This is a genomic window from Dendronalium sp. ChiSLP03b (assembly GCF_034531165.2).
GTDB lineage: Bacteria > Cyanobacteriota > Cyanobacteriia > Cyanobacteriales > Nostocaceae > Dendronalium > Dendronalium minutum.
The window spans coordinates 82,937-104,948 of record NZ_JAVRBR020000061.1 but is presented as its reverse complement, the minus strand read 5'-3'; the positions used below and the strand labels follow the sequence as shown (position 1 = coordinate 104,948).

Genomic DNA, 22,012 nt, shown 5'->3' with positions numbered 1-22,012 from the left:
GCTGTATGAACTCATTGAATTGTTCTCAGGTTACTCTTGAGTTCTGTAAGAAAGGGAAATAATAAAAAGATACGTCCTTTTAGCCAGGGCTATCAAATGTTCAAAGGCTCTAGCTCACTTGTTTAGAAGCTGATAATAGCAGGCATGACACGGAGATAAAACAGTGCAAGTCACCAAGCGCAATGTCGAGTTGAGAGTAGATGACAGTTTGATGCGCGTTTATGTAGCATCTCCTAAAACCGCAGTACTTTACCCAGGTATTGTGTTCTATAGTGATATTTATCAGTTAGGCGATCCCATAATTCGTTTAGCTAACTACCTAGCAGGACATGGCTATGTAGTAGCAGCGCCAGAAATTTTTCATCGCCTTGAGCCAATTGGTCTAGCTATTGAACCAGACGATCTCGGTCGGATGCGAGGTAATGATGATGCTCGTCGAACAGCGATCGCAGATTATGATGCTGATTGCCGTGCTGTAATTGAATTTCTCAAAGCAGAAAGTGGCGTCTGTCCGGGTAAAATAGGCACTCTGGGCTTTTGTATTGGTGGACATCTAGCTTTTCGTGCAGCATTCAACAGCGAAATTAAGGCTTCCGTTTGCTGCTATCCGACAGGCATTCCCAGTGGCAAACTTGGGCAAGGGATAGCCAATACAATCCATCGGGTTAGTGAAATCAAAGGCGAGATGTTAATGGTGTTTGGTACACTCGACCCTCACATTCCAGAGTATGACCGACAAACCATAATTCAAGCTCTGGAGGATGCTAGCGTACCTCACAAAGTTCTGTTGTATGAAGCAGAGCATACCTTCATGCGCGATGACGGTTATCGCTACGATTCTGCTGCCACTACCTCTGCCTGGGTTGAAATAGTAGGTTTCTTAGAACACATGTTTGCAAATTGAAGAAGTTTGGCTTCCAACAATCGATTCCCTCAAGACTATCGATCCTCCTGAATATGGTAGCTTTCAGTACAAGAGGCTAACAGTAAAATGCCAATTGATGAGGATTGTCAAATATACTTGTGTCAAAAATGGAGGAAAAAATGACATTGCACTGGATTGCTGTTGCTTCAAGTTTAGTGTATTTGCAGAAGTTAAACCTACCCAAAGCAAAGTACCCTAATTCAGTAATCCAGAAACTCCCGCAAACAAATTGGAAATAGTCAAAAAACGCGCTGATTTAATTCGCCTCAACGATCAACGGGTCAAACTCATTGGACGTTACACATCAACAACCTGGAAACCCGACCCACAACTTACTGGAATTCCAGGTTTTCAAGGACTTTATACAAGGTCGCAAATTGTGCTTGAGGATGACACCAAGGTAAACATTTTCCCATCTTGGAACAAACAATCGTTGCGATCGCCAGATGAGGTAGAAAAATACAATCATCAAATCGTTGAAGCAATCGGAGTAGTGCAGTTTGAAGTCACACCCTTTCCAAATTCTCAAACACGAGAATCATTTATTGATTTAGGTCAATTAAGGCTGTACCTATATTAAAGATGGATAAGCGAGGGACTTTGAAGAGCAGCAAGTAAGTAGGTAGACATAATTAAATGTAAGATGTGATTGCGTTCGCGTAGCGTCTCGTAGAGATGAGGAACGACGTAGGCAGAGCCTTCTCGCAGAGTAGCAATCGCAAAGACTGGGGATTGCTTCGTTCCTCGCAATGACAGAACATATTATATTTATTTGCGCCGATCTACTTATTTGCTTGTAAGCAACGTTGACTTGATTATTTATCAAATTATTAACACTAAAGTACCGATAATTACTAAGCAAGTTCCTAAAATAATTTTCCAGTTTAAGGATTCTCCGAGAAAAATGACCGAAAATAATAGAACTAATACCAAACTGGATTTATCAATAGGTGCAACAAGTAAGGCTTTGCCTGCTTGCAAAGCTTTGAAATAAAAAATCCACGATAAGCCAGTAGCTACACCAGACAATAATAGGAAAATCATAGTTTTACTAGGAATTGTTAAAATATTGACTGCATTACCTTGAAAAAATACAATTCCCCAAGCAATTACTAAAATTACAATAGTCCGTATAGCTGTTGCTAAATTGGAGTTAACATTTTCAACACCAATTTTAGCAAAGATAGTTGTCAAAGCTGCAAAAATCGATGACAGTAATGCATATATCCACCAAACTTCTATGTTAGTTTGCATTTTTTCATTGAACATATCACATCAATACTTCATTATAGTTCTATGTTGATTTTACAAAAAATATAAGTATTAAATATTTACTAGCTCAAATACTAACTTTTATTAATAGTTAAAAATACTTGAGGTGTTTTATTTTATTAATATCTTCAAAACTTCTTAATGATAGACTTAAGGCTAACAGTTTTATTCTTAAACATAGCTTCTTTTATTGAGAGAAATGGTAAGCTACTCAGTAATTTTAGACTTTTGAGTGTGTCGGTATGGGTCAGTTTACCATTTACCGAAGAGAGTGTTGTCCGCTTTCCTAAACACTAATGTGATATTTGTCTACGTTTTCAATTTACCCAGAGCAAGAAACGCACCCGCTGTCGCAATAGGGTACAAGAGTATATCGTCTGGCAGGTTTTGAAAAACAAACTCGACTAGATTTATGGGCAAAACAGGAAATATTTACCACTAATGGCAGATGCAAATGGTGTGATTAAGAGTAAATTATATCCCGGTTTATGGTTAGCTATAATCTCACTAATTACAGGGGAGATGACGAAAGTTTTAGCAGTCTTGCAACAAAGGTTGAATTCAAAATAACGCGCTGAGTTTACTCAACATTTAACTTAGCAAAACTTAAAATAAATATATTGAAAAATACAAATAGTTAATGTAGAACGTGATATTAAGAGCCGGAAAAAGTTTCCCCCTTTTTTCACACATTCTCTCTGGGGAATTTGGTTAATAACGTTTTCGGTGTGAGGTAATTCAGCAGATTTCCGGCAATTAGGGAGAAGGTATTTTTCAAAACTATTTGCAAGTAGCAAAATCTCAAGTCCTAAGATTTGAGAAACTTTGTTGTCCACACTTTATAACCAACAAAGCCATGACCACAACTTTAGGAAGAAGCGAAAGCGGCAACCTGTGGGATCGGTTCTGTCAATGGATTACCAGCACTGAAAATCGACTTTATGTCGGCTGGTTCGGTGTAATCATGATTCCTACCCTGTTGACCGCTACCATCTGTTTCATTATTGCCTTTATTGCTGCGCCTCCCGTCGATATTGACGGCATTCGGGAGCCAGTTTCGGGTTCTTTATTATATGGGAACAACATCATTACTGGTGCTGTTGTACCGACATCCAACGCTATTGGTTTGCACTTCTACCCGCTTTGGGAAGCTGCATCAATGGATGAATGGCTCTACAACGGCGGTCCTTATCAGCTCATTATCTTGCACTTTCTGATTGGTATTTTCTGCTGGCTGGGTCGGCAATGGGAGTTAAGCTATCGTCTGGGGATGCGTCCCTGGATTTGTGTTGCTTACTCTGCTCCTGTAGCTGCAGCAACCTCGGTTTTCTTAATTTACCCAATTGGTCAAGGTAGCTTTTCTGACGGAATGCCTTTAGGCATTAGTGGCACTTTTAACTTCATGTTCGTATTCCAAGCCGAGCATAATATCCTCATGCACCCATTCCATCAATTCGGTGTGGCTGCGGTGTTCGGTGGTGCGTTGTTCTGTGCTATGCATGGTTCTTTGGTGACTTCTTCTCTAGTAAGAGAGACGACTGAAAGCGAATCTCAAAACTATGGATACAAGTTTGGTCAAGAACAAGAGACCTATAGCATCGTCGCGGCTCACGGTTACTTTGGGCGGTTAATCTGGCAATATGCTAGCTTTAACAACTCGCGTTCTTTACACTTTTTCTTAGCAGCTTGGCCTGTGGTGGGTATCTGGTTGACAGCATTGGGCATCAGTACAATGGCGTTCAACCTCAACGGGTTCAACTTCAACCAATCAATACTTGACTCTGAAGGTCGTGTAATTAATACCTGGGCAGATGTACTGAACCGCGCCAACTTGGGTATAGAAGTGATGCACGAGCGCAATGCTCACAACTTCCCCCTAGATTTGGCTGCTGGTAAGGCAATCCCTGTAGCAATGAGCGTACCTGCAATTCATGGCTAATACTGAAATATTAGCAAAATCAAAACCGCTCTCTGGAAACAGGGGGCGTTTTTTAGTATGTCTAAATACTAAATTGCCTTTGTTTGTCATGATGAGCAGGGTTTTAGTTAACAGGTACTCAAGAATTACTGATGTTATATTTACTTAAATTTATGCTCTTTTGGCATGAGATATCCTCTATACTCAAGAATATTTTTAATTACGCCATATATCTTAAAAACTTCAGGAAGCGTAAAGATTACTATGAAACTCGGTTCCTTTACTCGCATACTGAGTACTATTGCGATCGCACTTGGCTCGACGGCCACTCTAGTTCAACCTGGCTATACGCAGAGTAGTAAGTTTTACTGTGGGATGAGTAGCGGTGTTCCAGCAACACTAGTTCGGACTTCTAGAGGAAACATCCCAGTAATTCGCTGGGTTGATAATGCTTTTCCTCCACCTTGGACTCCCCAACAGCGCTGTGAAGAAATATCTGCCAGATTTCAACGTTTCTACGACAATGGGACGCTAAATTTCCTCAGAGCAGGAAAACTCAGCAATCAACCTGTATTGTGTGTTGCCAGTTACAAGGGTGGTTCTTGTCTGCCCAACGGAGTCCTAGTCACCTTGAAAGTCGGTACTAATGCCCCACTGACACTACAAAGGTTACTAGATCGCCAAGGTTCGGGTGGCGGCAGACCAATTAACCTGAGCGGTGGCGATAGTAAAGAATTGTTCTCCTACTACAAAGACTCAGCTTACCTGGATGTAGCCAAGTTCATCTCTCAGGTAGAAAATTCAGGGACAGGCGAATCCTGTCCAGCAGGAAAACCAGCTTGGGAATGTTGAGTAAATCGCAATCTGAACGAACATGGATTGGCGTTTAATGATGCTGATTGCCTGTATTGGCAGTTTATCTATTTCACCGCTAGGCTCAAAACCAAATGTTAGGGTTTTAGATGCACAAAGTTTAACCCAACACTCCGCCAAGCAAGTGCAACAGCTAGCTGAGTCGATCGCAGTCAAAGTACTATCAAAAGACTTTTTGGGATCGGGGATTCTGATTCACAGAAAAGGGTCAGTTTATCAGGTGCTGACCAATGCCCACGTACTCAGGTCGGGTAACCCACCTTATCAGATTCAAACTCCTGATGGCCTAATCTATGCAGCTAATTTGTCCAAAAAGAGCGATCGCTCTATTTCTTCCTATTTCAAGGGTAACGATCTAGCTGTATTACAGTTTCGCAGTCCCAAGATTAACTATACAGTCGCATCTGTTGGTCATGCATCAACTTTGAGTGTGGGGAATGAAGTTTTTGCTGCTGGGTTTCCCTTTGACAGCCAAGGCATCCAAGATACGGGGTTTGTTTTCCGCAGAGGTCAGGTTTCTCTCGTGCTAAACAAAGCCTTAGAGGGGGGCTATCGGATTGGCTATACCAATGATATTGTCAAAGGCATGAGTGGAGGGCCATTGCTGAACCGTGCTGGTCAGGTCGTGGCTATCAACGGCAGGCACGCTGAACCTCTTTGGGGTGAACCATATGTATATCAAGATGGAACACAGCCCGAACCACGCTTGCGGAAACAGATGAGCCAGTATAGCTGGGGTATTCCCATTGAAGAATTTATGCAGATGGCATCGCCATCATTTACCAATAATTATTCTGATACAAATATTCAGGCAGAGGTGAGGCAATGAATTTTGCTCGTAGTCTTCCGGTAATACTTGTTGGTGCAGCTGTAGTGTTGCTGAAACCTCAAGTTGCCTTATCCTTAACTCCGGTAGAGGTCAACAACATTGCTCAAACAGTTACCGTTCGTATTGATGGAGACGGTATTGGTTCTGGAGTAATTTTTGAACGCAAAGGTGAAACTTACTTCGTCCTCACCAATCGACATGTAGTGTCCAAAGACGGAAGATATGAGATTCACACCCAAGATGGCGGTAAGTATCCGGTTTACTACAGCAAAGAATTGCCGGGATTAGATTTGGCGGTGTTGCAATTCAACAGTAATAAAAGTTACCCGATCGCTAATTTAGGCAACTCCGATCAAATTAGAGAAGGTATGACGGTTTATGTGGTGGGTTGGGCTGACCGTTTACCAGGCATTGATGAACGCAGCTATCAATTTACTGATGGCAGCATTCGCAGTCGGCTGAAAAATCCAGATGAAGGCTATGCCTTGGTCTATAATAACGAGGCAATTCCTGGGATGAGTGGCGGCCCGGTGTTAGATGAGAATGGGCGTTTGGTAGGAATTAATGGACGAGCTACACAACCAGAAGAGAAAACAGGAACTGTTTTAAGGTTGGGAATTCCAATTAACACCTTTTTGGCAGCCAGAAATAATTTACAACCAGTAACCGCGAGTTCCCCAACTACCCCACTACAACCAGGTGTTAGACCCAATATAGCTACAGCCGGACAATCCAATCCTAGAGAAAAAGTAACGGCTACACGACAACGAACTGCTGAAGACTTCATCAGCTTGGGAGGAGCTAAAGCTGATAAAGGAGATTATAAAGGAGCGATCGCAGATTACAACCAAGCCCTACAAATTAGTCCCAACAATCCTGATGCTCACTTCCGACGGGGTGCAGCCTACAATGAACTCAAAGATTACCCAGCAGCTCTGAAAAATTTTGAACAGGTAATTCGCCTTAGTCCGAAAAATGCAATTGCATATGCCTACCGAGGTTTTGTCCGCGCTCAACTCAAAGACTACCAAGGTGCGCTTGCCGATGGCAACAAAGCCATTAGTCTTAACGATACCAACTCTCCTAACTCTGCCCTTGGTTACGCTGTCCGGGGTAGCGCCAACTTTGCTTTAGAAGATTATAAACAAGCGATCGCCGACTTCGACCAATTAATACAGCGATTTCCCAACCGACATGAACCCTACGGTTTACGGGGTGATGCCCATAGGGCACTGAAAGACTATAAACAAGCGTTCGCTGATTATAATCAGGCACTGAGTTTTTTAGAGTTCTCCGGCATTGGAATTCGGCTCAATGACGAACAAAATCAAGGGCTAACAATTACACAGGTTAACGACAACTCTCCGGCCTCGCAAGGCGGGGTGAAAGTTGGCGATCGCCTTTTAGCAATTGATGGTAAACCCACTCTCAAGATGAAAGTGGCAGATGCCTCTAAGCTGATTCGCGGTGAGGAGGGTACTACAATCACCTTGCGAATTAAACGCCAAGGTAGAAGTGACTTTGACCTGAAGCTAAACCGGATATTGATTAGCGATCCCAAAGCTGCTGAAATCTATAAAAACCGTGCTATTGCCCGCGCTGGATTGGAAGACAAGCAAGGAGCGATCGCAGATTTGCAAAAAGCCGCAGATTTGTACCAGAAGCAAGGACAAACAGCAGAGTCCCAAACTATCCTGAAAGCTCTCAGACAACTCCAAGATATTCCATCGACTTCACAACCAGCTACCACATCAAACCAAGCAGATCCTCAGACAATTATCGTTGCTGCCAACGAGGCAATTGCACGAAATCCTCAAGATGCTAGTGCCTACACTAGGAGGGCGGCTGGGCGCTATCAGCAAGGAGACAAACAAAGAGCATTGGACGATTTAAACCAAGCCACTCGCTTTAATTCCAAACATTCCCTAGCTTTGGCTTTTCGAGGTGACGTTTTACGCGAGTTAGGACGGAATGAAGAGGCGATTACTTCCTATAGTCGAGCAATTGAAGCTAATAGTGAATGGGGTAGCGCCAGCGTTGCTGATGTCTATTTAAACCGAGCAAATATTTACTCCGATCGCGGAGACTATCGGCGAGCGATCGCGGATTACGATCGAGTACTGCGCCTGAATCCCAAAAGTGCTGTAGCCTATGCCTTACGGGGTCTAGTCTACCAGCGTCAGGGAAAAAGTAAGGCCGCGCTCTCGGACTTCAACCAAGCAGCACGGATCGATCAGAATAATGCTGTTGCTTATTTTGCACGGGGTTTGAGCTACCAACTCCAGGGAGACTATCAGGGGGCACTTGCTGCTTATGAAAAAGCAACTGTCCAGGATGCTAAATTATTAGCAGCTGTTAACAACCTTGGGTTAATTAAATACGAACTCCAAGATATTGAAGGAGCCATCCGTCAGTTTCAGGCTGCTATTGAAATTGACAGCAAATCCGCAGAACCTCAATTAGCTTTGGCAACAGCATTATATGCTAAAGGCGATCGCAAACAAGCTCTAGAATTGGCACAAGCAGCTCTGCGTTTGGACAACAGATTTGCGAATATAGAGTTTCTCAAGAAAAATCTTTGGGGCGATCGTATAATAGCAGACGCGCAAAAGCTCCTACAGAATCCCCAAATTCGAGCCTTACCATCTCGTCGTTAAATAGTAGAGACGCGATTAATCGCGTCTCTACAAGAGTTAGGAATTCTCCCCCTACTTTCTGTGCCCTTTGGGCAAATTAGTGAATTTCTAATGAATCAATCATTTGTTCAGCAGTTTTTAATAAATCATTAAATTGAGTTTCTTCCGCTGTATAAGTAATTATGTAGGCTTTATTGTTGCTTAAAGTCCAAACTGCTTTCCGTTTTATAGTATATTTGTCTTCTTTTCCCGAATAAACTACTTCATGTGCTGGGCGATTTGCTAGTTGAGTCAAACGCGATCTATCAATTTTCGCGTCCGCCAGAAATTGCGTTATTTCATTAACTCTTGAACTAGTATATTCATCCAATGAAATAGGTTGTTTCAAATCTTCAATTTCTACAGTCAGGTCGCTTTGATAAGGCTTATCTGCATTTTTTTGAGGGGACAAAAATTTAGCTACATCTGTTGTAGTTGTGTTATATTGTCCTATTTCTTTGATTGACCAAGTTTGAGGATATTTGATTTTAATCCCATAAGTAAGATTTTCGTAAATCAAGAAATTTGTGACACCTGATGGCTCTTGTGAAGTAAAACTAAATATTTGTTGTAATTTTGGAATTACCAGCATTGTTAAAGAAAAGATGATAGCTAACACCGTCAAAGTTAAAGCGGTTTTTTTAGTTATTGACCGCTGGCTATTATTTATAGTTAAATTTGTCAGTGTTTGTAAAACTGCAAGTGCTGACTGGTAACGTTGAGCGAAATGGTATCTTACCATCCGATCTAAAATGTCTGCCAGTTGAGGACTGACTTGGACTTGGTTACGCCAAATAAATTCTAATGTTTTCGGATCTTTTGGTAGTTTGAGAGGGGAAATACCAGTCAATGCTTGAATTCCAATGACTCCCACAGCGTAAATATCGCTGCACAGTTGTGGCTGTCCGTTATATTGTTCGCTAGGCATATAACCAGGAGTGCCAACGGCCACTGTTATTCCCTGATTATTAGCCATTAAGGTGCTGATTTCTTTTACTGCCCCAAAGTCAATTAAAAAAAGTTTGCCATCAGCAGCACGTCTAATTAAATTGGCAGGTTTGATATCGCGGTGAATAACATTTTGCTGATGGACAAACTCTAATATTTTTAATACGTCCTGCAAAAAAGCAATTACTTTTTCTTGACTCCATTGTTGATTAAGTTTGAGTTCTGTGCTTAGGTCGTCACCCTGTACATATTCTTGAACTAAATAAAATTCTTGATTTTCTTCAAAGTGAGCTAAGAGTCGCGGTATTTGCTCGTGGGTACCTAATCTGTAAAGAACATCCGCTTCTGTGTCGAATAACCGCATTGCTTGTTGCAAAGCTTGCGGTTCGGTCAATAGTGGCTTGAACCGCTTCACAACGCAATGAGGATTGCGAGGTAGATCCATATCTTCAGCTAGATAAGTCTCTCCAAAGCCTCCTTGTCCCAATTTTCTGACGATTTTGTAGCGCCCTCGGAGCGTTGTTCCTAGCATTCAATTCACCTAGGCTCTGATCGCGTATCACTCATTGCATGATTGATACTGATTTTCTCACAGAATTTAACATAGAAACTAAAACCAGAAGCTTCAGTCATTTTAGGGGTGCAGTTTGGGGAGGTAGAGATGCGGGGACACGGGGACACGGAGACGGGGGGACATGGAAAAGAGCCAAAATCCAAAATCCAAAATGGTATCAGAAATATCTTGTCTTGTGCTTCTCAGTACAGTTACTAAATTGTTACTTCTTTATATTAGTAAAATGTAGATTTTAGCTTTCGTCTAGATTTTTACCAAGCAATTCAATATAAAATCTAAAACTTAAAATCCTCAATCAACATGGCAGACCTAACTCCTAATTCTAGTTTTAGTTTGACACTACGCTTGCAGATTCCCAATCGTGTAGGTATGTTGGCTTCAGTTACGCAGGCGATCGCAACTACTGGTGGTAATCTCGGTCAAATTGATTTAATCGAGCAAACCCGCAAAGAGTCTACCCGCGATATTACTGTTGATGCTGCTAGCACTGAACATGCTGAAACCATTGTGCAAGCCATCAAAGCATTACCACACATTAAGTTACTGAGTGTCTACGATCGCACTTTTAATTTACATCGCGGCGGTAAAATCAGTATTGCCAGTAGAATTCCTTTAAGAAGTGTTGCCGATTTAGCAATGGCTTACACGCCAGGGGTCGGACGGATTTGTACGGCGATCGCTCAAGACCCAGACGAAGTTTACAATTTAACCATTAAACAAAATACTGTTGCGATTGTTACAGATGGCAGCGCTGTTTTAGGGTTGGGAAATCTCGGCCCGGCTGCTGCTTTACCTGTAATGGAAGGCAAAGCAATGCTATTCAAGGAATTTGCTGGGCTGGATGCTTTTCCCATTTGTCTAGCCACCCAAGATACAGACGAGATTGTTCGCACAGTCAAGAATTTAGCTCCAGTGTTTGGAGGTGTAAATTTAGAAGATATTGCTGCTCCCCGCTGCTTTGAAATTGAACGGAGATTACGGCAGGAATTAGATATCCCCGTTTTTCACGACGATCAGCATGGTACCGCCATTGTCACCTTAGCAGCGTTATTTAATGCCCTGAAACTGGTGCATAAGCCAATCGCGGAAATCCACATCGTGATTAATGGTGCTGGGGCGGCTGGGGTGGCGATCGCGCGCTTACTCCGCAAAGCTGGAGCAGAAAAAATTTGGATGTGCGACTCTAAAGGCATTCTCTCTAACAGTCGCACCGACCTGACAGAAGAAAAGCGGGAGTTTGCGGTGAAAGCTCAAGGTACTCTGGCGGGTGCGATGCAAGGAGCAGATGTGTTTATCGGTGTCAGCGCACCTGGGGTTTTAACACCAGAAATGGTGCAAGCAATGGCCAAAGACCCAATAGTGTTTGCCATGGCAAATCCCATTCCAGAAATTCAGCCAGAATTAGTTGATAAAAATGTAGCCGTAATCGCTACTGGTCGCAGCGATTACCCAAATCAAATTAATAACGTCTTAGCTTTTCCTGGGGTATTCCGTGGTGCTTTAGATTGTCGGGCACAGACGATTACCACCACAATGTATTTGGAAGCTGCTAGTGCGATCGCATCTTTAGTTAAGCCTTCAGATTTAGATCGCGAGCATATTATTCCTTCAGTCTTTGATGAGCGGGTTGTGACTGCCGTTGCTGCTGCTGTGCAACGCGCAGCCCGTGAGGAAGGTATCGCTCAGAGTTAATCAATTTGTGGGATGGGCATCTTGCCCGTCCTAATTATCTTGGCTGTGATAGTTGATGAATAAAATCAGTATGTTCTGACGTATTGAGTCCTTCTTGTAATACAGCTAAAACTTTTGCTAAATTTCCTTCTAATAAGGCGTTTGTTGCTAACCATAAACCGGGAAAAACTTCGCTTTTAATTACACCATCTGCATCCGGTTCTAAGCAGAGATACTCTTGTCCCCTCAATCGAAACCAAGTAAATTGGTTTTCGTAAGTTGTCCAAATAAGATATTCCTGCACACCATTGCGACGATATACTTTGAGTTTGTTGTGCAAATCGTATGCAGCGCTACTAGCTGCTATTTCTACGACTAATTCTGGGGCACCTTCTATATAATCATCATTGCTGATTCTTGATTGACCGAAGTCTATTCGCAAAAGAGCGTCTGGCTGAGGTTCGTTATCCAAATCCAAGCGAACAGTGGCATTATCACCTAACCTAACTCCTGATGTTGCGGCACAGTAGACACCCAACCAAGTAATAACAAAGCTATGTGGTTCAGCATGACTTTCAAAGCGTAACGGTGATGCCACGTAGACGACTCCCTCAATTAATTCAGCTTTTTTGACATTTAACATTGCATGATAACGCTTCTCAAATTCATCGCGGGTTAAGCGATCGCCATTTTCTAAAGGTGGTAATTTAACTGATTCTTCGTTGTGGATAACCATATATAACCGCTTTGATTTATATTTTTATATCTCACGCCAAGACACTAAATACTTTTGCATCTTGGCGCGATCGTTATTCTGCGTTTAAAAATTCTAAATAGCCATTACTGAGTTCTTTCACTGCCAAATCATAAAACTGCTTACCGTGTTCTGGAGTTGCTAAAGCGGGATTCGATCCCATACGTCCATCTGGGTAACGTACTCGAAAGTCAGCAGCACTATAAATCTTGTGTCCAGATGCAACTTCTGGTGAGAGGGGTGCTTGCTTAATTGCTTCGGGATAAACGTACTGGGTGACAGCTACTTCACTTGGGGTTGCGTGAGAGCCTTCTCGATCCCCATATAATTCTTTAGCAAGCTGATATACAGAACTGCACATAAACCAGTTAGCAACTTGACATTGCACTCGTTGGGCATTGGCAATCTGCAAATCTTCTAAATGGGCGTAAGTTTCAGAGAAAGCAGCTTTGAGGGTGGCGATGTTACCGCCGTGTCCGTTAATAAAGTAGAACTTGCTAAAACCAGCTTTGGCTAAACAAGTTACATAATCTCGCACCAGTTGAATCATAGTGCTGGGACGCAAACTAATTGTGCCAGGAAAGGCGGTATGGTGCAGTGCCATGCCCACATTGATTGTAGGGCCGACGATCGCCCCAGTTGCTTCGCCTACACCACGAGCGATCGCTTCTGCACAAATAGCATCAGTGCCAATTAATCCCGTTGGCCCGTGTTGCTCTGTGGAACCAATCGGGAGAATAATACCTCTAGACTGCTGTAGATAAGCTTCGACTTCCTGCCAAGTACTCAAATGCAGTAACATTTTTGATCGATTTCCTCAACATAATTGCGGTGGGAAGCAACTTTTTTTGCTGGGCAGCATCTTTTGTAATTAATCCCCACTAACACGATTATGAACTGCCTTTCTTTCAAGAGGAGGTAATCTCTATGAAATCCCGTCATCTCTGCCAAAATTTTAGCGGGTTAACTATAGGATTTTTGCTCGTTAGTACTATTTTCGTTCCTGCTGCTTGGGCGGGACGCTATGTTTTGAATCAAACCCCACAAACAATCGAACGCTATTTTGGTCGTTATGTTACGAAAACCAAGAGCGATCGCTTTATCTATACGTATAATCCCAAAAGCTTCCGGCGACTATTTCCCCAGTTTCCTAAAAGCAATTTTTCCATTACCTTTGTAAACAATCAAGCCAAACACATTAGCCTAAATTTCAACGCAGATTTCGAGCGATATTCTGGGGATCAAAATTACGGTCAAGTTGAAGCTACAAAATTCTATAACTATATTTTTGGATACCAGCCCCTAATCTGGCAAGAACTTTCTGCCAAATTTGGAGGCAATGAGACTGTCTATTTTTATGAATATTGTCTTGGAGATGGTGTCGCAACAAGTTTTGACAGATATGGATATAAGCAATTTACCGATTCTGCCACTTTATCCTATGATGCTCGCTGCGACCCCCCCTATAATCGAGATTCCAATTAAGGTCTAATAAGTTTATGTTTTAGAGAACCAAGAATATAAGGGTTTACAGCTGATTTCAATTTAGTAAAGTATACAAACTAGGTCTGCTAGCCAGGTAGAAAGTCTGTTTTAATTCTGACTTCTGACTTTTGAACCGCAGTTATTCCGCTTGGGGAAACCCCAAAATCCTACCCTGCGGGAACGCCAAGAGCGAACGGGTTATGCTCCTGCGTCGCTAACGCTGCGCTAACGGCAGTTACTCCACTTGGGGAAACCCCTGCGTACCCGTTACTGCCTCACGGCACTACTTCCTCTGAATTCTGCTGTAAGAAGAGTAATTCTTGATTCTTAACTCTTGACTAATCAAAATGATAATACTTTTTCACGTCACTTGTAATTTCCCATATACAAGACATGCCAGCAGGAAAAGTTACTAAATCTCCTTTACCCATTTGCACTGGTTGTCCGCTATTGGGCGTAACGATTACATCACCTGCCAAAAAGTAACTAATTTCTTGAGTAACATTATTTCAGGAAAATTTGGAGACTTATTTTTGCCAAATTGCCCATTTGAACACACCCAGTTAGTTGAGACGTTGTTGACTGGCTTTATGCTCAATTTTAATTTCCATGCTGTGCTTTCTCTATTTGCGCTTAGCAGTAAGACTGAATATCTTCTCCGCATTGATCTACCAAATAACACAATGCACGAAAACGCAAGCCCACTAATTGATCGTAAAGTGGATTGAGCTTACACATGGGAGGAATATGAGCAATTTTGCGACCAAACAACATCAAATCACGCTCAAAGGGACATTGAGCAGGAATCAGTTTGGCAAGAAAGTAAGCTAATTTACGATTCTGAACTTCTAGTTCGTCAAGCCATTTACGCAATGGTTGTAGTAAATCCAATTTAGGTTGACTTAATTGGTGTTGACTACCTGCTTGATGGGTTACGTCCATCAACTTAATAAAAGCAGGCATAATAATCTTCTGATTATTTGTCTTGAGCTTAGTCATAAGTGAAGTTTTCCTTGTCTTGATAAACTACTCGTCAATTTGGAAGATTACCGAGCAATCTAGCCCAACAATTTGTCTGCTTGCAGTGAATAGAATTAGGGCAGGCACACCGTGAATAACTGGCATAGAATTTGCGGGTAATGTAGTTGAACTAATTGTTATTTAAACTCGGCAGATGCTGAAGAACTGTCCCGTTAAATACAAAATAACAAAGAAAATATAAAAGTGGTATTTCTTTAACTTATTAATTACTAATATTCGCGATAGCGATCCCCTATATGACATATAAATATTTGGTTGCAAAACTACCCAGTACTTCAAATTGTGTATTTTCTGGCGAAAGCACGTGTTGCTCTTATCGCAATTTGTGAGTTTAGATTTAGATTTTGGATTAAAAGCCTTTACTAACAGGCAATTAGAGGATTTTTAAAAAATAATACTTATTCCAATTTGGTATTATTCCATATAGACCTCCATGAGATTAGCTCCTAGAAGCAATCAATCTTAGGGCATTGATTATAAAATATATGTTATATATTACATTTTTTATAGTGAATATTATTTAATAATTAGTACATAACTGTTTGATAAGTACAAACTAATATAGTGATACTGATAACCCTTCAAAACTAGGAAATGGCATTTTACTCTAAGATGGAGCAAATAGTCTTATAAATGCAACAAATACCGAATAACCATGAGAAAAGCTCAAACTAAAATTAGAAGTTAATCACAAGTATTAGTAATGAAATATCACAACAGGAATAGCTCACACAGCAGTTGTTTAGACAGCTAAGTAATTAGACATAAATAATATATGGCTACAGCCTTTCCATATGGTTCAAAATGAACTAAAGTCAACTATTGACATAAGTAGAAAAACTTTCAAAATCATCCTGTAGACATATCTTCTCCGCAAGGTACAGAAGTCTATGCATAAAAATTTCTGAGGATGCTATGCTCTGCTCAACATTAATCTTTCATAAAGATTAATCGAGAAATATTAGCAATCAGATAGATATATTAAATAATTGATAATTATTACTTATGTATTTTTCTGAAGGCTTTGCACATAGCCTACTGTTTTTGAAATTAACATTGATTGTAGGAAATTTCGCTCTTCTGGATGGTGTATTACTAACTATGAAAATAGTATAATCGATGCCTAATGTTGCAATATTAATTTGACCAGATTATAAATTCGCTACAAATTAAAGTGATTAATTCAATTAAGACTTCAAAAATTTTAGTGCTTTAGGTATTGAGTATACTTGATATTTTGTTGTTATTGAAACAACGTGAATTTTACTATAGTATAAACTAGTAAAAGCTACAGGTATTATTGAAATCATCAATATCTCTATTGTCTGTTTAACAATACGTATTTTGCAAACCTATTAATGATAATTTCAATACTGCTCTAATAATGTTATCTGTATTGATTTGTTTTATTTGGTACAAAATACCTTGATAACAAGCTCAAAATTATGCAATTTTTAATGCCATTTTTCTAAGAGGATTTGTTATACAATCGCACGACCTATCAAGGAGAGTAAGGCAGGATCATGGTTAATTTCAATACCCGCCCTGAGATTTTATGGCGACAAGTTTGGGGATTAGCCGCTTTACTGGCAGCAATCGTTTTCAGTTGGATGGCATACGGGTTTTATCAACCCAAAATTTTACGAGAACTAGAATTTGTTCAACTGGCAAGTTGGCTAGGAATAGTGCAGGGCTTACTTGCAGCAGTTATAGAACCTTTAATTGGTGGACTTAGCGATCGCATTCAGCAGCGCTTAGGCAGTCGCTTGCCAATGATTAGTGTTGGGGTGGTGCTAGCGGGTTTAATTTTTGTCACTGTTTCGCTGTTAATAGAACACAGTCCGCCATTAGGTATACGTTGGATTTTACCAGTGCTGATGACTGCTTGGACGATCGCAATAATTATGTTTCGCGGCCCGGCGATCGCACTTTTAGCACAGTTCGCACCTATAACTGAATTGCCTCAAGCCAATGCCATCCTTGTATTAGTATTTGGATTAGTAGGGGCTATTGGGTTAATGTGGAATGCCCGACTCTACAGTATGGGTGCATCAATTACTTTTCTTGTGGGAGCGATCGTCTTAGTTCTCGGAGTATATATTTTGCGCTTATTTACTCCCAAACACTTCATCTATCCCGCTACTCTAAATCAAAGTGCTATCACCATTCCTAGAGTGTTACTAATTCTGATTTTTGTAATTGGTTTAGCTACAGGCTTGGAAATTAATTTATTACTATCAATATTTCCGCAAGAATTACAAACTCAACTACCCGGACTCAAAGTAGAATTTATTGCTTCTGAGATACTTATAGTGTCAGCGATCGCTTCAGTTCCTTTGGGAGAATGGACGACAGAATTAGGCGCTAATAAATCTATGTTGCTTGGTTTGGGCGCAATGACAGGCTTAATGGGGCTAACATTGTTGAATGACAACAACGCGATCGCAATAGGATTAATACTTGCTTTCGGTGTCAGTTTTAGCTTAGTTTTTATCAGTATGATTTCTTTAGTATTGGGTAAAATTCCTGCCAATCGAGCAGGCTTAGGTACTGGATTATATTTTGGTGGAAGCGCTGGCGGAACTGCGATCGTTTCTCTACTAATGAAATTAATCGGGATCGCACCAGTATGGGCATTTTTGTTAGCTGAAGTCGCTTTTTTAGTAGTGGCTGTGTGTATTTTTATGACTAAGAAAATTACAGTTGCTTAATCTGTCAAACTTCTGGATTAATACCCAGTGTACGTAATTGTTCAGCCAAGCGATCGGCTCTTTGCTTTTCTTGTTCAGCCTTTTGCCTTTCTTGTTCAGCCCTTTGCCTTTCTTGTTCAGCCCTTTGCTTTTCTTGTTCAGCCTGCTGGCGCTCTTCCTCAGCTTTAGCTTGGGCTGCTTCCTCTGGTAACAAAATCAAATTTCCTGAATCATCGTAAAATCGCAGCCACACTGCTGTTTCTCGGTCTATCGTTCCTTCCCAAGTTCCCAACCAAAAGCCCAAAGTCTGACACCAAAGCCAACCACGCTCATCTGGTGCTATGAGTTGATAACGTAGGTTATCATCTAATCGCCATCCTTGCAGAGAAGCGGGATTAAAGGGATCGAACACAAAGTAATTCCGTGTTTTAAAAACACGCTCGTAAATATCTTTTTTAGTTGTCGTGTCCACTTCAGCAGTCGAAGGCGACATCAGTTCTACAATGACATCTGGATAACGACCACCTTCATCCCACACCACCCAACCTTGTCTAGGAATAGTACCGTCAACATCTAGTACCACAAAGAAATCTGGGCCGCGAAAATCCCGATTACGAGCTTGGGCGCTATTGTAGTAAACGAACATGTTACCACCTGTAAAAAAATCGTTGCGTGAAGCAAAGCTATCGCTGTTAGGCGAATCGCCCCAAGCTTGTTGCAACGACCGAATCAAAACATTCATGGCAATGCGATGGCGATTACTCTCCAAAGGTTCTCCATCATCAAAAATCAAGTCAGTGGGAGGCATGGGGGGATTTTCCCAATCCCACTGTTCTACATTCTGGGAGATTGTCTCTTTTATTGCATCAGATGACATGGCATGGTTCTCCCTCATTTGAGCTTCTATGCTTTTAGATTAGCCGATGTAGTTCTGGTAATCGCGAGACTTTAACTCCTCGTAATTGTAAAAAACCTATACCTGTCAGGCTCCCCCAACTCCCCATCCTTCTTATCCCACACTAGTGGCATGGCAAGGCTAAAATGTTGCATTAAAAATCTCTGAAAAATTGAAGTTTAGACACATAATCGAATTTTTCTATTGCACTACTTTAGCCTTGACACGCCACTAGTACATCACGGTGGAAATAAAGCTACCATTTGAAATAAGTAAAAAGCTTGCAGTATAAGAGTTCTTTCTTTTTACTTTTACCTTGTTGTACCAGTGGGACTTGCCACCTTTTGAGGTCTTTGGGAAGGGGGACGCATTTCTAAGCCAAGCAAATTCAGCATTTCTCGGTCAGCATCGTAATCTGGACAAGGAGTGGTGACTGTTAACATCTTCTTGTCGTCGCTAGAAAAGATGGAATTTGCCCCTGCCATAAAGCACAAAGCTTGTTCAACTTGCGAAAGTCTAGCTCTGCCGGCACTAAGACGCACGTCGGAAGTGGGCATTAAAATACGTGCTGTGGCAATCATCCTCACCACATTCCAAATGGGGACATCGGGCTGATTTTCCAAAGGTGTACCTGGTACTTGCGAGAGAATATTGATGGGGACAGATTCTGGATGCGGATGTAGGTTGGCTAGAGTGTGTAACATTCCTACGCGGTCATCAACAGTTTCACCTAAACCAAGGATACCGCCGGAACATACAGTGACATTTGTCTGCCGCACATTATCAATTGTGTGCAGGCGATCGCTGTAAGTCCTAGTGGTAATAATTGTGCTGTAATATTCTTGGGAAGTATCCAAGTTATGGTTATAAGCGTACAGTCCAGCGTCTTCTAATCGCTTTGCCTGGTCTGTTGTGAGCATCCCCAAAGTGCAGCATACTTCTAAACCCATGTCGGTCACTTCTCTGACCATTTCCAAGACTGTCTCGAATTGGGAATTATCGCGCACTTCACGCCAAGCAGCACCCATACAGACGCGACTCACACCCTGCTGTTTAGCTGTTTGGGCGATACTGACTACTGTTTCCTTTTCTAGAAGTGCTTGGGGTTTCACCTCTGTTTTATAGCGGGAAGATTGGGCACAGTAGCTACAATCTTCTGGACATCCTCCTGTTTTAATAGAGATGAGTTTACAGACTTGTATTTTGGTTGAGTCTTGATACTGGCGATGAATACTAGCAGCTTGATAAATAAGCTCTAGTAATGGCGTATCGTATATCGCCCGGATCTCTGCTTTTTGCCAATCGTAGCGTATTCCCACCATCACTATCCTTCTTGTAGACTAGATTTATCAAGAGCTGTTTTCTTGTTGTACCTGCTGAAATACAGCGTTTGGATAAAGCATCTCGTAGAAGTTGTACCGCACATAGCGTTTTACTACTGATTGACTCTAAATCCCAGCACTGTAGTTAGAAATCAGCTTATCAAGATTTTGGTTGTGTGGCAGATTGACTGTAAAAATACTCATCTAATTCTGGCACGATAACCATATTAATAAAGCTGAACCTTTTAATTGCAGTATGCCGATCCAACAAGAATAACTGCTGTAAAATTTATAAAATGTGGGCGATACTCATCAAATTTCTGTAAACTGCGTCACATTTTAACCGAAATTTTGCTAAAACAATGGATACACAGCGTCACGAAGTTGTTAAGTTGCCTACTGTTTCTGCCACAAAATTTACTACTCTGAGTAGCTACTTCATTAGAACTATAGAAATCTTCAAGTCAATTATTTCACACCAAATTTCTCAGGACGCGATCGCCTCGATAATCGGGGTTCTAATTGCTGCTGCAATCATCTTTTTTCTATTGGTATTGGGAAATATTCCCAACGGATTCAAACAGCCAATATATCAATTATCACAATTTTCAGGCAATATCGAAATCACAGCTGATTATTATCGTCAAGCTATCCTCTCTGATTACCTCAAGACAATGACAAAGGTAATTTTAGAAGATAATCCGAAAAAAGTCCAAAATAAATCAGCTATTTTTCGAGCAATGACTCAGGCGGTTTTACAAGAACTAGATCCAGAATGCAAACGTTACATCATCATGTTTTTGCAAGACGCAAATTTACTCCGGATGACATCGAACAAGCAGCCATCGCTGCTTTTAGGAGCAAATCTCACAGGTGCTAACTTACAAGGTATGAATTTAAGATTTGCTAATTTGCAAGGTACAAATCTCAGTCGTGTAGATTTACGAAGTTCAGACTTACTTGGTGCAAATTTCACAGATGCTATTTTTAATAATTCCTGCTATAACAACTTTACTATTTTTGACAAAAATTTTCAGCCCCAGGCAGCAGGTATGCGAAAAGTGAAAAGCTCGAAAAAATGTTAATACAACTAATTAATTGAACCAACGATTTTATGAAATCAGAATTGCCATTAATTACAAGCGATCGCCTGTTATTAAGAATCGGGATTCAAGAGGATATACCCCAAATACTCAAATATTTTAATGATAACAAAGCATATCTTACACCATTCTACCCGCGTTGGGTTGAGAATTTCTTTACAGAAGAGTACTGGCAATATAATCTCGAAAATAGTTTTTTAGAATTTATCCATGACCAATCTTTAAAACTGTTTATTTTCTTTAAAAGAAATCCTAAAGAAATTATTGGGACGATCAACTTTAATAATTTTATCAGAGGATCTGCTCACTTTTGCTATGTAGGATATAGCCTCGCGGAAGCCAAGCAAGGTAAAGGGTATATGACAGAAGCGCTGAAAGCGGCTACTGAATATGCATTTCAAGAATTAAACTTTCATCGCATCATGGCAAATTACATGCCACACAATCAGCGCAGTGGTAATGTACTTAAAAGACTCGGTTTTGTTGTTGAAGGATATGCTAGAGACTACTTAATGATTGATGGACAATGGCAAGATCATATTCTTACGAGTCTCATCAATCCACATTGGCACCAAATGACTGATGGCTGATGATAGTTACCAGTCAATACTCAAAAGTCAACAATTACAATGGAATATTTTTTATTTGGAAGTACTTTATGCTGATTTATCTATTTATTTGTAAACCAAAGTAAATCAGAACAAGTTCAGTCGAGCCACTATTAATTACTTCATGAACTTCTCCCGGTTCTATGGCCACACAATTCCCTGGAAGCAGAGGATATTCTTGGCTGTCAATGCGAATTAATCCTTCACCAGCTTGCACGAAGAATACCTCACACATATCGTGATGTGCATGGGCTGACGCGGTTTGTCCAGGCGCAAAACGTGCTTGGGAAAAGTTAGTCAGGTGAGGTAAATCACCGAAGCGTAACATTACCTTTTTCTTAATTTCAGGATTGTGGGAAACTGAATCTTCTGGCAAGTCGTTCAAAGAAGTGGTAATCATATGACTGGGAACCGGGCAAATTACGAATT

General features: G+C 41.0%; 19 protein-coding genes and 1 pseudogene. 11 read left to right on the top strand and 9 right to left on the bottom strand.

Translation table 11 applies throughout. The features are described 5' to 3' along the window. Positions 1-163: 163 nt before the first annotated feature. Positions 164-904 carry a dienelactone hydrolase family protein gene (locus RMY31_RS15765; protein ID WP_322665208.1) on the top strand — a complete coding sequence of 247 codons (741 nt, stop codon included), beginning with the start codon at positions 164-166 and terminating at the stop codon, positions 902-904. A 250-nt stretch (positions 905-1,154) separates the two neighbouring features. Further along, the gene (locus tag RMY31_RS15760) at positions 1,155-1,505 is read left to right on the top strand and encodes a hypothetical protein (protein ID WP_322665210.1); all 351 of its coding nucleotides are present in this window, start codon (positions 1,155-1,157) and stop codon (positions 1,503-1,505) included. A gap of 242 nt (positions 1,506-1,747) precedes the next feature. On the opposite strand, the gene RMY31_RS15755 is transcribed toward RMY31_RS15760, so the two are convergent. Further along, on the bottom strand, positions 1,748-2,194 hold the full coding sequence (locus tag RMY31_RS15755) for an EamA family transporter (protein ID WP_322665216.1): 447 nt from the start codon (positions 2,192-2,194) through the stop codon (positions 1,748-1,750). 859 nt (positions 2,195-3,053) lie between these two features. Between RMY31_RS15755 and psbA the strand changes: the two genes are divergently transcribed. The 4 genes from psbA to RMY31_RS15735 all read left to right on the top strand — a co-directional run bounded on the left by psbA (position 3,054) and on the right by RMY31_RS15735 (position 8,474). Continuing rightward, the gene (gene psbA / locus RMY31_RS15750; protein ID WP_322665220.1) at positions 3,054-4,136 is read left to right on the top strand and encodes a photosystem II q(b) protein; all 1,083 of its coding nucleotides are present in this window, start codon (positions 3,054-3,056) and stop codon (positions 4,134-4,136) included. 243 nt (positions 4,137-4,379) lie between these two features. Then, positions 4,380-4,967, top strand: coding sequence for a COP23 domain-containing protein (locus RMY31_RS15745; protein ID WP_409877988.1), 588 nt, complete (start codon positions 4,380-4,382; stop codon positions 4,965-4,967). A gap of 22 nt (positions 4,968-4,989) precedes the next feature. Further along, positions 4,990-5,817 (top strand): serine protease, encoded by an 828-nt coding sequence (locus RMY31_RS15740; protein WP_409877987.1) that lies wholly within the window; start codon positions 4,990-4,992, stop codon positions 5,815-5,817. Beyond that, positions 5,814-8,474 carry a tetratricopeptide repeat protein gene (locus tag RMY31_RS15735; RefSeq protein WP_409877986.1) on the top strand — a complete coding sequence of 887 codons (2,661 nt, stop codon included), beginning with the start codon at positions 5,814-5,816 and terminating at the stop codon, positions 8,472-8,474. The genes RMY31_RS15740 and RMY31_RS15735 overlap by 4 nt, the downstream gene beginning before the upstream one ends. Before the next feature lie 76 nt (positions 8,475-8,550). Here RMY31_RS15735 and RMY31_RS15730 read toward each other — a convergent pair whose 3' ends face one another. Next, complete coding sequence (locus tag RMY31_RS15730; protein WP_409877985.1) at positions 8,551-9,972, bottom strand: protein kinase domain-containing protein; 1,422 nt, start codon at positions 9,970-9,972, stop codon at positions 8,551-8,553. Positions 9,973-10,314: 342 nt separating this feature from the next. Between RMY31_RS15730 and RMY31_RS15725 the strand changes: the two genes are divergently transcribed. Continuing rightward, positions 10,315-11,706: a malic enzyme-like NAD(P)-binding protein gene (locus tag RMY31_RS15725; RefSeq protein WP_322659053.1), complete on the top strand. Its 1,392-nt coding sequence runs from the start codon at positions 10,315-10,317 to the stop codon at positions 11,704-11,706. 34 nt (positions 11,707-11,740) lie between these two features. Here the strand turns inward: RMY31_RS15725 and RMY31_RS15720 are convergent, their stop codons facing one another. Continuing rightward, positions 11,741-12,421, bottom strand: coding sequence for a Uma2 family endonuclease (locus tag RMY31_RS15720; RefSeq protein ID WP_322659052.1), 681 nt, complete (start codon positions 12,419-12,421; stop codon positions 11,741-11,743). A gap of 73 nt (positions 12,422-12,494) precedes the next feature. Then, a complete protein-coding gene (locus tag RMY31_RS15715; RefSeq protein WP_322659051.1) occupies positions 12,495-13,241 on the bottom strand; it encodes a creatininase family protein in 747 nt (248 codons plus the stop codon). Positions 13,242-13,366: 125 nt separating this feature from the next. Between RMY31_RS15715 and RMY31_RS15710 the strand changes: the two genes are divergently transcribed. Beyond that, positions 13,367-13,924, top strand: a complete 558-nt coding sequence (locus RMY31_RS15710; protein WP_322659050.1) for a hypothetical protein — start codon at positions 13,367-13,369, stop codon at positions 13,922-13,924. Between the two features lie 338 nt (positions 13,925-14,262). Here the strand turns inward: RMY31_RS15710 and RMY31_RS15705 are convergent. Together RMY31_RS15705 and RMY31_RS15700 are read right to left on the bottom strand one after the other, a co-directional pair. After that, positions 14,263-14,487 (bottom strand): annotated as a pseudogene (locus RMY31_RS15705) (cupin domain-containing protein). A gap of 70 nt (positions 14,488-14,557) precedes the next feature. Beyond that, positions 14,558-14,923, bottom strand: a complete 366-nt coding sequence (locus tag RMY31_RS15700; RefSeq protein ID WP_322659049.1) for a Mo-dependent nitrogenase C-terminal domain-containing protein — start codon at positions 14,921-14,923, stop codon at positions 14,558-14,560. 1,565 nt (positions 14,924-16,488) lie between these two features. Between RMY31_RS15700 and RMY31_RS15695 the strand changes: the two genes are divergently transcribed. Beyond that, positions 16,489-17,676 (top strand): MFS transporter, encoded by a 1,188-nt coding sequence (locus RMY31_RS15695; protein ID WP_322659048.1) that lies wholly within the window; start codon positions 16,489-16,491, stop codon positions 17,674-17,676. 4 nt (positions 17,677-17,680) lie between these two features. Here RMY31_RS15695 and RMY31_RS15690 read toward each other — a convergent pair whose 3' ends face one another. Together RMY31_RS15690 and bioB are read right to left on the bottom strand one after the other, a co-directional pair. Further along, positions 17,681-18,532: a Uma2 family endonuclease gene (locus RMY31_RS15690; RefSeq protein ID WP_322659047.1), complete on the bottom strand. Its 852-nt coding sequence runs from the start codon at positions 18,530-18,532 to the stop codon at positions 17,681-17,683. A gap of 329 nt (positions 18,533-18,861) precedes the next feature. After that, positions 18,862-19,872 carry a biotin synthase BioB gene (gene bioB, locus RMY31_RS15685; RefSeq protein ID WP_409877984.1) on the bottom strand — a complete coding sequence of 337 codons (1,011 nt, stop codon included), beginning with the start codon at positions 19,870-19,872 and terminating at the stop codon, positions 18,862-18,864. A 362-nt stretch (positions 19,873-20,234) separates the two neighbouring features. Here bioB and RMY31_RS15680 point away from each other — a divergent pair, with 362 nt between their 5' ends. Then, positions 20,235-20,957 (top strand): pentapeptide repeat-containing protein, encoded by a 723-nt coding sequence (locus RMY31_RS15680; RefSeq protein ID WP_322659045.1) that lies wholly within the window; start codon positions 20,235-20,237, stop codon positions 20,955-20,957. Between the two features lie 29 nt (positions 20,958-20,986). Then, positions 20,987-21,565 (top strand): ribosomal protein S5-alanine N-acetyltransferase, encoded by a 579-nt coding sequence (gene rimJ / locus RMY31_RS15675; RefSeq protein WP_322659044.1) that lies wholly within the window; start codon positions 20,987-20,989, stop codon positions 21,563-21,565. Between the two features lie 76 nt (positions 21,566-21,641). On the opposite strand, the gene RMY31_RS15670 is transcribed toward rimJ, so the two are convergent. Then, positions 21,642-21,983, bottom strand: a complete 342-nt coding sequence (locus RMY31_RS15670; RefSeq protein WP_322659043.1) for a cupin domain-containing protein — start codon at positions 21,981-21,983, stop codon at positions 21,642-21,644. Positions 21,984-22,012: the final 29 nt, after the last annotated feature.

Excerpts from the sequence above, each read along its gene's own strand:
- RMY31_RS15680 (WP_322659045.1), top strand. The coding sequence starts at position 20,235 with ATGGATACACAGCGTCACGAAGTTGTTAAGTTGCCTACTGTTTCTGCC.
- psbA (WP_322665220.1), top strand. The coding sequence starts at position 3,054 with ATGACCACAACTTTAGGAAGAAGCGAAAGCGGCAACCTGTGGGATCGG.
- RMY31_RS15730 (WP_409877985.1), bottom strand. The coding sequence starts at position 9,972 with ATGCTAGGAACAACGCTCCGAGGGCGCTACAAAATCGTCAGAAAATTG.
- RMY31_RS15720 (WP_322659052.1), bottom strand. The coding sequence starts at position 12,421 with ATGGTTATCCACAACGAAGAATCAGTTAAATTACCACCTTTAGAAAAT.
- RMY31_RS15710 (WP_322659050.1), top strand. The coding sequence starts at position 13,367 with ATGAAATCCCGTCATCTCTGCCAAAATTTTAGCGGGTTAACTATAGGA.
- RMY31_RS15700 (WP_322659049.1), bottom strand. The coding sequence starts at position 14,923 with ATGACTAAGCTCAAGACAAATAATCAGAAGATTATTATGCCTGCTTTT.
- RMY31_RS15690 (WP_322659047.1), bottom strand. The coding sequence starts at position 18,532 with ATGTCATCTGATGCAATAAAAGAGACAATCTCCCAGAATGTAGAACAG.
- rimJ (WP_322659044.1), top strand. The coding sequence starts at position 20,987 with ATGAAATCAGAATTGCCATTAATTACAAGCGATCGCCTGTTATTAAGA.
- bioB (WP_409877984.1), bottom strand. The coding sequence starts at position 19,872 with ATGGTGGGAATACGCTACGATTGGCAAAAAGCAGAGATCCGGGCGATA.
- RMY31_RS15725 (WP_322659053.1), top strand. The coding sequence starts at position 10,315 with ATGGCAGACCTAACTCCTAATTCTAGTTTTAGTTTGACACTACGCTTG.
- RMY31_RS15695 (WP_322659048.1), top strand. The coding sequence starts at position 16,489 with ATGGTTAATTTCAATACCCGCCCTGAGATTTTATGGCGACAAGTTTGG.
- RMY31_RS15755 (WP_322665216.1), bottom strand. The coding sequence starts at position 2,194 with ATGTTCAATGAAAAAATGCAAACTAACATAGAAGTTTGGTGGATATAT.
- RMY31_RS15740 (WP_409877987.1), top strand. The coding sequence starts at position 4,990 with ATGGATTGGCGTTTAATGATGCTGATTGCCTGTATTGGCAGTTTATCT.
- RMY31_RS15745 (WP_409877988.1), top strand. The coding sequence starts at position 4,380 with ATGAAACTCGGTTCCTTTACTCGCATACTGAGTACTATTGCGATCGCA.
- RMY31_RS15735 (WP_409877986.1), top strand. The coding sequence starts at position 5,814 with ATGAATTTTGCTCGTAGTCTTCCGGTAATACTTGTTGGTGCAGCTGTA.
- RMY31_RS15715 (WP_322659051.1), bottom strand. The coding sequence starts at position 13,241 with ATGTTACTGCATTTGAGTACTTGGCAGGAAGTCGAAGCTTATCTACAG.
- RMY31_RS15670 (WP_322659043.1), bottom strand. The coding sequence starts at position 21,983 with ATGATTACCACTTCTTTGAACGACTTGCCAGAAGATTCAGTTTCCCAC.